The organism is Actinomadura sp. 7K534, from assembly GCF_004348575.1.
GTDB lineage: Bacteria > Actinomycetota > Actinomycetes > Streptosporangiales > Streptosporangiaceae > Spirillospora > Spirillospora livida.
In genome coordinates, this window is sequence record NZ_SMKB01000271.1 from 1 (window position 1) to 9067 (window position 9067).

Annotated in this window: 2 protein-coding genes; both read left to right on the top strand. The window is 74.3% G+C overall.

Annotated elements, in window-relative coordinates; all coding sequences use genetic code 11:
- Positions 1–7634: type I polyketide synthase (locus tag E1266_RS32235; RefSeq protein ID WP_132053550.1), on the top strand; the 7634-nt coding region annotated here is incomplete at its 5' end.
- 45 nt (positions 7635–7679) lie between these two features.
- Positions 7680–9067 (top strand): beta-ketoacyl synthase N-terminal-like domain-containing protein (locus E1266_RS32240; RefSeq protein WP_207946046.1); only part of this gene is annotated, 1388 nt, incomplete at its 3' end.

The window sequence follows — 9067 nt, forward strand, 5'->3', positions numbered from 1 at the left end:
GCATCCAAGACCAACCCATCCTCACCACCGGCACACTCCACCGCGACAACGGCACCTGGACCCAACTCCTCACCAACCTCGCCACCCTCCACACCCAAGGCTTCACCACCGACTGGACCCGCATCCTCGAAGCCATCGGCATCCCACGGCCCGCGAGCCCGCCCGCACTGCCCACCTACGCCTTCCAGCACCAGCGGTACTGGCTGGACGGAAGGGGGCGCAGGGCAGGGGACGTCGCCGACGCCGGGCTGACCCCGGCGGACCATCCGCTGATCGGCGCCATGGTCAAGCTCGCCTCTGGCGGCGAGGTCGTTCTGACGGGCCGGGTGTCCAAGGGTTCGCATCCGTGGCTCGCCGACCATGTCGTGGCGGGATCGGCGCTGCTGCCGGGTTCGGCGTTCGTGGAGCTGGCGGTGCACGCCGGGCGGCTGGTGGGCTGCGGCCGGGTGGAGGCGCTGACGCTGGAGGCGCCGATGGCGCTGCCCGACCGCGGCGGCGTCGGGCTGCAGGTGGTCGTCGAGGCGGCCGACGAGGGCGGGCGGCGCGCGATCACCGTCTACTCACGGCCGGAGGAGAGCGCGGACGACCTTCCGTGGACCCGTCATGCGGGTGGGGTGGTGACGGCCGGAGCCCCAGCGGACCTCCCATCGGACATGGCGTTCTGGCCGCCCGCCGAGGCGCAGCCTCTGGACACGGAGGGCTGCTACGCGGGACTGGCGCAGGTGGGCTACGAGTACGGCCCCGCTTTCCAAGGGCTCCGGCGCGCGTGGCGCCATGGCGAGGACCTGCTCGCCGAGGTGGCGCTGCCCGACGGCGCCGACGCGGCACGGTTCGGCGTCCATCCCGCTCTGCTGGACGCTTGCCTGCACGTCGTCGGCCTGTCCGTGCTCGACCGCACCGAACGGGAGGTGGACCTGCCGTTCGACTGGAACGGTGTGTCGCTGTTCCTGTCCGGGGCAGGGGCGGCGCGGGTGCGGGTGTCGCCGAGCGGCCCGCGCACGGTGACGGTCTCCGTGGCCGACGAGACCGGCCGGCCGGTCATGTCGGTGGAGTCGCTGACGATGCGGCCGGTCCGCGCCGAGCATCTCCGGCACGGCCGGGACGCCGGTCACCACCTCTACACCCTGGAGTGGACGCCGCTGCCGGAAGGGCGGCCGGAAGACCGGGACCAGGACGGGCTGGTGCTCCTCGGCACCGACGCGGCAGGGCTCGCGCACGCCTTCGGGCCCGGCGCCGAACCGTTCGCCGACCTGGACGCCCTGACGGAGGCGATCGACGCGGGCGCGGGCGTCCCGGAGACCGTCGTGACCGTCTGCTCCGGTGCGGGAACCGGCGGCCTCGCCGAGGCGGCGCGCACGGCCGGGGCCGCGGCGCTCGGACTCGTGCGCGCCTGGCTGGAAGACCAGCGGTGGGCGGCCTCCCGGCTGGTCGTCGTCACGCGGGGCGCGGTGTCCACCCGCACGGGCGAGGACGTCGCCGATCTGGCCGCCGCTCCGGTGTGGGGGCTGGTCCGCGCGGCCCAGTCGGAGAATCCCGGCCGGTTCCTGCTGGTCGACATCGACGATGACCCGGATTCCGCGAGCGTGCTGCCCGGCCTGGCGGCGATCGCGTCCGTCCCGGGCGAGACGCAGGTCGCCGTCCGGCGGGGGACGGTACTGGCGCCCCGCCTGGCGACCGCGCTCCCCGGCGGGGACTCCCGCCCGGCCTTGCTCGACCCCGATGGCACGGTCCTCATCACCGGCGGCACCGGGCTGGTCGGGAGCCGGATCGCCCACCACCTGGTGGCGGCCCACGGCGCCCGGCACGTCATCCTGGCCAGCCGCCAGGGGCCACGCGCGGAAGGGGCGGTGGAGTTGCGGGACCGGCTGGCCGAGCTGGGCGCCGAGGTCACGGTGGCCGCCTGCGACGCCGCCGACCGCGGGCGGCTCGCGGACCTGCTGGCGAGCGTCCCTGCCGCGCATCCGCTGACCGCCGTGGTCCACGCGGCGGGGGTGATCGACGACGGGGTGGTGGGCTCCCTGACGCCCGAGCGGATGGCGCGGGTGGCGCACCCGAAGATCGACGCCGCCGTCAACCTGCACGAGCTGACCAGGCACGCGGACCTGGCACTGTTCGCGCTGTTCTCGTCGGCCGCGGGGATCGTCGGCACCCCCGGCCAGGGCAATTACGCGGCGGCGAACGCCTTCCTGGACGCGCTGGCCGCGCACCGGCGGGCGACGGGCCTGCCGGGGACCTCCCTCGCCTGGGGGCTGTGGGAGGAGACCAGCCGGATGACCGCGCATCTGGGGGCGGCCGAACTGTCCCGGGTCGAGCGCGGCGGCCTGGTCCGGTTGCGGTCGGAGCAGGGGGCGGCGCTGTTCGACGCCGCCTGCGCGGCGGGCGAGGCGCTGGTGGCTCCCGTTCCGCTGGACGTCGCGGCGTTGCGCGCCCGCGCTGCCGAGGGTTCGCTGCCCGCGCTGTTCCGCAGGATCGTGCCCGTGCCCGTCCGGCGCGCGGGCGCGTCCGGGGCGGCGCAGCCGGAGGGCTCGCTCGCGCGCCGGCTGGCCGGGCTGCCCGAGGCGGAGCAGCGGGAGGCGCTGCTCGACCTGACGCGCGGTCACGTGATGGCGGTGCTGCGGCGCGACACGGCCCAGGGCATGCCGGCTGACCGCGCGTTCCAGGATCTCGGGTTCGATTCGCTGACCGCGGTCGAGCTGCGGAACCGCCTGAGCGCCGCGACGGGGCTGGCGCTGCCGGCCACCTTGGTCTTCGACCATCCGACACCGCGGAACGTCGCCAGCCATCTGCGTGACCTGCTAGCCGGGGCGCGGCGCGCCCCGTCGGCCACGGCCGCGGCGAGGAGGTCCGCGGACGAGCCGGTCGCGATCGTGGCGATGGCCTGCCGCTACCCGGGCGGCATCCGCTCCCCCGAGGATCTGTGGCGGTTCGTGGAGGCGGGCCGGGACGGGATTTCGGCGTTCCCCACCGACCGCGGCTGGGACCTGGAGCGGCTCTACCATCCCGATCCCGCCCATTCCGGCACCACCTATGCCCGCGAGGGCGGGTTCCTGTACGACGCCGCCGAGTTCGATCCCGAGTTCTTCGAGATCTCGCCGCGGGAGGCGGCGGCGATGGACCCGCAGCAGCGGCTGCTGCTGGAGGTCGCCTGGGAGGCCCTGGAGAACGCCGGCATCCCGCCCGCCTCGCTGAAGTCCAGCCCGACCGGCGTCTTCACGGGGCTGATGTACCAGGACTACATGACGCTCCCGGAGCAGTTCACCGACACCACCGCGGGATACTCCCTGACCGGGACGTCGGGCAGCGCGGCGTCGGGGCGCATCTCCTACGTGTTCGGCCTGGAGGGGCCGGCCCTGACGGTGGACACCGCCTGCTCCTCCTCCCTGGTCGCGCTGCACCTGGCGTGCCAGGCCCTGCGCCGGGGGGAATGCGACCTCGCGCTCGCCGGCGGGGCCACCGTCATGGCCACCCCCACCCTGTTCGTGGAGTTCTCCCGGCAGCGGGGACTCGCCCCCGACGGCCGCTGCAAGCCGTTCGCGGCCGCCGCCGACGGCGCGGGCTGGTCCGAGGGTGTCGGGCTCCTGGTGGTCGAGCGGCTCTCCGACGCCCAGCGCAACGGCCACCCGGTGCTGGCGGTCGTGCGCGGCTCGGCGGTGAACCAGGACGGCGCCAGCAACGGGATGACCGCGCCCAACGGCCCGTCCCAGCAGCGGGTGATCGCGCAGGCGCTCACCGAAGCGGGCCTGGGCGCCGCCGACGTCGACGCGGTCGAGGCCCACGGCACCGGCACCACCATCGGCGACCCCATCGAGGCGCAGGCGCTCCTCACCGCCTACGGCCGGGACCGCGACCGGCCCCTGTGGCTCGGGTCGATCAAGTCCAACCTCGGGCACACCCAGGCCGCCGCGGGCGTCGCCGGAGTCATCAAGATGATCCAGGCGATCAACCACGGCCTGCTCCCGCGCACCCTGCACGTCGATGAGCCGACCCCGCACGTCGACTGGAGCGCGGGAGCGGTGAGCCTGCTCACCGTGCCGGTCCCCTGGCCCGACACCGGACGGCCGCGCCGCGCGGCCGTCTCGTCGTTCAGCATCAGCGGCACGAACGCGCACACCATCATCGAGCAGGCCCCCGCCGAACAGCCCGCCGAGGTACCGGGCCCGGCCGGGGCGGGGCCGCTGCCCCTGCTGGTGTCGGCCGCGAGCGAGGCCGGGCTGCGCGGGCAGGCGCGACGGCTGGCGGAGTTCGTGCGGGAACGTCCGGACGCGGATCCCCGCGCCGTCGCCGGCGCCCTGGCGACCAGGCGCGCGACACTGCGCCACCGCGCCGTCGTGCTCGCCTCCGACGCCTCCCGGCTGCCGGACGAACTGCCGAACGAACTGGCGGCGCTCGCCGCCGGAACCCCCTCCGCCGGGGTGACCGAGGGCGTCGCCGACCTGGACGGCAAGGTCGCCTTCGTCTTCCCCGGGCAGGGCGCCCAGTGGGAGGGCATGGCCACGGCGCTGCTGGAGCAGTCGGCGGAGTTCGCCGAGCACATCGCCCGGTGCGAGGCGGCGCTCGCACCGCACGTGTCGTGGTCGCTGGACGAGGTGCTGCGCGGCGCGCCCACCGCTCCCGGTCTGGAGCGCGTCGACGTCGTCCAACCGGTCCTGTTCGCAGTCATGGTGGCCCTGGCCGAGCTGTGGCGCTCCTACGGGGTGGAGCCCGCGGCCGTCGCCGGCCACTCCCAGGGCGAGATCGCCGCCGCGCACATCGCCGGCGCCCTCTCCCTGGACGACGCGGCCAAGGTGGTGGCACTGCGCAGCCGAGCCCTGCGCGAGCTGGCCGGGGACGGGGCCATGGCGTCGGTCGCGCTGCCCGCCGACGAGATCGAGCGGCGGCTCGCCCGCTGGGACGGCGAACTCACGCTCGCGGCGGTGAACGGCCCCGCCTCGACCGTGGTCTCCGGCTCCCCCGAGGCCGTCGATGCATTCCTCGCCGAATGCGGTGGCGAGGGGATCCGCACGAATCGCGTCAGCGTCGACTACGCGTCCCATTCCCCGCAGGTCGACCGCATCAGGCCCGCGCTGCTTGATGCCCTCGCCGACATCGCGCCGCAGCCGTCGAGGATCCCGTTCTTCTCCACCGTCACCGGCGACCGGCTCGACACCACCGGGCTGGACGCCGCCTACTGGTACACCAACCTGCGCCGGCCCGTGCAGCTCGAACGATGCGTGCACGCCCTGATCGGGCAGGGCCACGACGCCCTGATCGAGGTCAGCCCGCACCCCGTGCTCGTCACCGGCCTCCAGGACACCGTCGACGACATCGGGGCCCACGCGGTCGTCATCCCTACACTCCAGCGCGGCCAGGGCGAGCTGACGCGGTTCCTCTCAAGCGCCGCGCACGCCCACACCCGCGGGATCACCGTCGACTGGGCAGGCCGCTTCTTCTCTGGCCCGCTTCCTCCCGTGGCGCTGCCCACCTACGCCTTCCAGCGGCGCCGCTACTGGCTGGAGGGTCCTGCCCCGAAGGACGCCCCCTCCCCCGGTGACGACGACGGGCGCTTCTGGAGCGCGGTCGAGCGCGAGGACCTCGACGCCCTCGCCGCGATGCTGGAGCCCAACGGCTCCGCCCCGCCCCTGGAGGCGCTGAAGCCCGCGCTGCCGGTGCTGTCCTCGTGGCACCGCAGGCAGCGTGAGCGCTCCGAGGTGGACTCGTGGTGCTACCGGGTCACCTGGAAGAGGCTCGCCGATCCCGCCGTCTCCACGCTCCGCGGCCGGTGGCTGCTCGTCGTACCCCAGGCCGGCGACCCGTGGCAGGACGCCTGCGAGGAGGCGATGAGCGGCCTCGCCGGTGCCGAGACCGTCCGCCTGGAGGTCGATGCCGGGCCGCTCGACCGCACGGCGCTCACGGAACGCCTCGGCGGCCTGTCCGACGGGCTCCAGGGGGTGGTCTCGCTGCTGGCCCTGGGCGGCCGCGACGCGCTCTCCGGAACCACGACGCTCCTCCAGGCCCTCGGCGACGCCGGGATCGACGCGCCGCTCTGGTGCGTCACCCGGCGGGCCGTGTCCGCCGATCCGCTGGACACCGCGGACGACCCCACGCAGGCGCGGCTCTGGGGGCTGGGCCGGGTGGCGGCGCTGGAGCACGCCGACCGCTGGGGCGGCCTGATCGACCTGCCGGAGACACCCGACGGGCCGGCGCGGGAGCGGTTCGCGGGCGTTCTCGCCGGTACGGACGGAGAGGACCAGCTCGCGATCCGGCCCGCGGGGGTCCTCGCCTGCCGGCTGGTGCGGGCCGCCGACCGGGGCGGGCCGCAACGGGCCGGCTGGCGGCCGCGCGGCACCGTCCTCGTCACCGGCGGAACCGGCGCGCTGGGAGCGCACGTCGCCCGCTGGCTGGCGCGCGGCGGGGCCGAGCGCCTCGTCCTGGTCAGCCGCCGCGGCCCGCACGCCCCCGGCGCGGCGGAACTCCGATCAGAGCTGCGGGCGCTCGGCGCCGAGCCGACGTTCGCGGCCTGCGACACGGCGGACCGGGCCGCGCTGGAGCGGGTCCTCGCCGAGATTCCCAACGAGCATCCGCTGACCGCGGTCGTGCACACCGCTGGCGTCCTGGACGACGGCGTGATCGACGCGCTGACCCCGGACCGGCTGGCCGGGGTGCTGCGCCCGAAGGCCGACGCCGCGGCGCACCTGGACGAGCTGACCCGGGACCGGGACCTGTCCGCGTTCGTGCTGTTCTCCTCCGCGGCCGGGATCCTCGGTAGCCCGGGGCAGGCCAATTACGCGGCGGCGAACTCCTTCCTGGACGCGCTGGCCCGGCGGCGCCGCGCCCAGGGGCTCCCGGCCCTGTCCGTGGCGTGGGGCGAATGGGGCGGCGGCGGCATGGCCGACGACGAGAGCGCGCGGGCCAACCTGCGCCGGAGCGGGTTCTCCGGCATGGACCCGGAGATGGCGATCGCCGCGCTCCAGCGGGCGCTGGACCGGGACGAGACCTGCCTCACCGTCGCCGCCGTCGACTGGGAACGGCTCTGGCGGGCGTTCGCCCCGACCCGCCGGATACCCCTGCTCGCCGATCTGCCGGAGATACGGCAGGTCACGCGCTCCTCCGGACCGGTTCCCGAAGCGGATCCGGGGTCGGCGGCGGCGCTGCGCCGACGCCTCCTCGGCGCAGCCCGCCCGGAGCAGGAGACCATCCTGGCCGACCTGGTCAGAGCCACCGCGGCCGCGGTCCTCGGCCACGCCTCCGGCGACGAGGTACCGACCCGGCAGACCTTCAAGGAACTGGGCTTCGATTCGGTGTCCGCCCTCCAGTTCCGCAACCACCTCACCCGCGAGATCGGGATGAAACTGCCCAGCACCCTGGTGTTCGACCATCCCAGTCCGCAGGCACTGGCGCAGTACCTGAGAACGACCATCACCGACGAGCCCGGAAACGGAACCGGGATCATCGCGCAGCTCGACGAACTGTCCAATTCCGTCGCCATGGCGAGTCTCTCCGCGGCCGAGCAGAAGACCGTCTCGTGGCGGCTCCAGGCGCTGCTGTCGAAATTCGAGGGCGCGGGCGGGGCGCCTGAGGAGCCCGTCAGCAAACTGGAGTCCGCGACCGCGGACGAGGTACTCGACATCATCCGCGAAGAATTCGGCAGATCCTGATTCCACCGCCACGCCTTTGCCCGCATCCTTTGGAGTTCGGTTCAGATGGGGAATGAGCAGCAGCTTCTCGACCACCTCAAATGGATGACCGCGGAGCTGCGGCAATCGCGCCGGCGGCTGCACGAGGCCGAGTCGGGCATGCGGGAACCGATCGCCGTCATCGGGATGGCCTGCCGGTTCCCCGGGGACGCGTCGTCCCCCGAGGGCCTGTGGCGGCTGCTCGACGCCGGCGCCGACGCCATGTCCGGCTTCCCCGCCGACCGGGGCTGGGACCTCGACCGGCTCCACTCCCCGGACCCCGAGCGCCCCGGGACGAGCTATGTCCGCGAGGGCGGGTTCCTGCACGACGCGGGCGACTTCGACCCCGACCTGTTCGGGATCAGCCCGCGCGAGGCGCTGGCCATGGACCCGCAGCAGCGGCTCCTGCTGGAGGGGGCCTGGGAGACCGTCGAACGCGCCGGCATCGCTCCCGCGTCACTGCGCGGCAGCCGGACCGGCGTCTTCATCGGGACCAACGCGCAGGACTACGCCCAGCTGCTCCTCGCGGACACGTCCCGCAAGCTCGAAGGCCATATCAGCCTCGGCAACGCGGCCAGCGTCGTCTCCGGGCGGCTCGCGTACACGTTCGGGCTGGAGGGGCCCGCGGTGACCATCGACACCGCCTGCTCCTCCTCCCTCGTCGCCCTCCACCTCGCCTGCCAGGCACTGCGCCAGCGCGACTGCTCGCTGAGCCTGGTCGGGGGCGTTGCCATCATGTCGACGCCCGGCATCTTCGTGGAGTTCTCCCGGCAGCGGGTCCTCGCGCCGGACGCCCGCTGCAAGCCCTTCGCCGCGGCGGCCGACGGCACCGCGTGGTCCGAAGGCGTTGGGCTCCTCCTTGTCGAGCGTCTCTCCGATGCGCAGCGCAACGGGCATCCGGTGCTCGCGGTGATCCGAGGTTCGGCTGTCAACCAGGACGGTGCGAGCAACGGGTTGACGGCGCCGAACGGGCCGTCCCAGCAGCGTGTGATCGAGGACGCGCTGGCCAGCGCGCGGCTCGCCCCCGATGACATCGACGCGATCGAAGCGCACGGCACCGGCACGGCATTGGGCGACCCCATCGAGGCCGAAGCGCTGATCGCGAGCTACGGCCGGCATCGTGACCGGCCGCTGTGGCTGGGATCGGTCAAGTCGAACATCGGGCACACTCAGGCCGCCGCCGGCGTCGCCGGTGTGATCAAGATGGTCCAGGCCCTCAATCACGGGGTTCTGCCGCGGACGCTGCACGTTGACGAGCCGACCCCGCACGTGGACTGGTCCGCGGGGACGGTCGAGCTGCTCACCGACCCCGTCCCGTGGCCCGAGACCGGGCAGCCGCGCCGTGCCGCGGTCTCCTCTTTCGGCATCAGCGGAACGAACGCCCACCTCATCCTCGAACAAGCCCCCACCAGCCC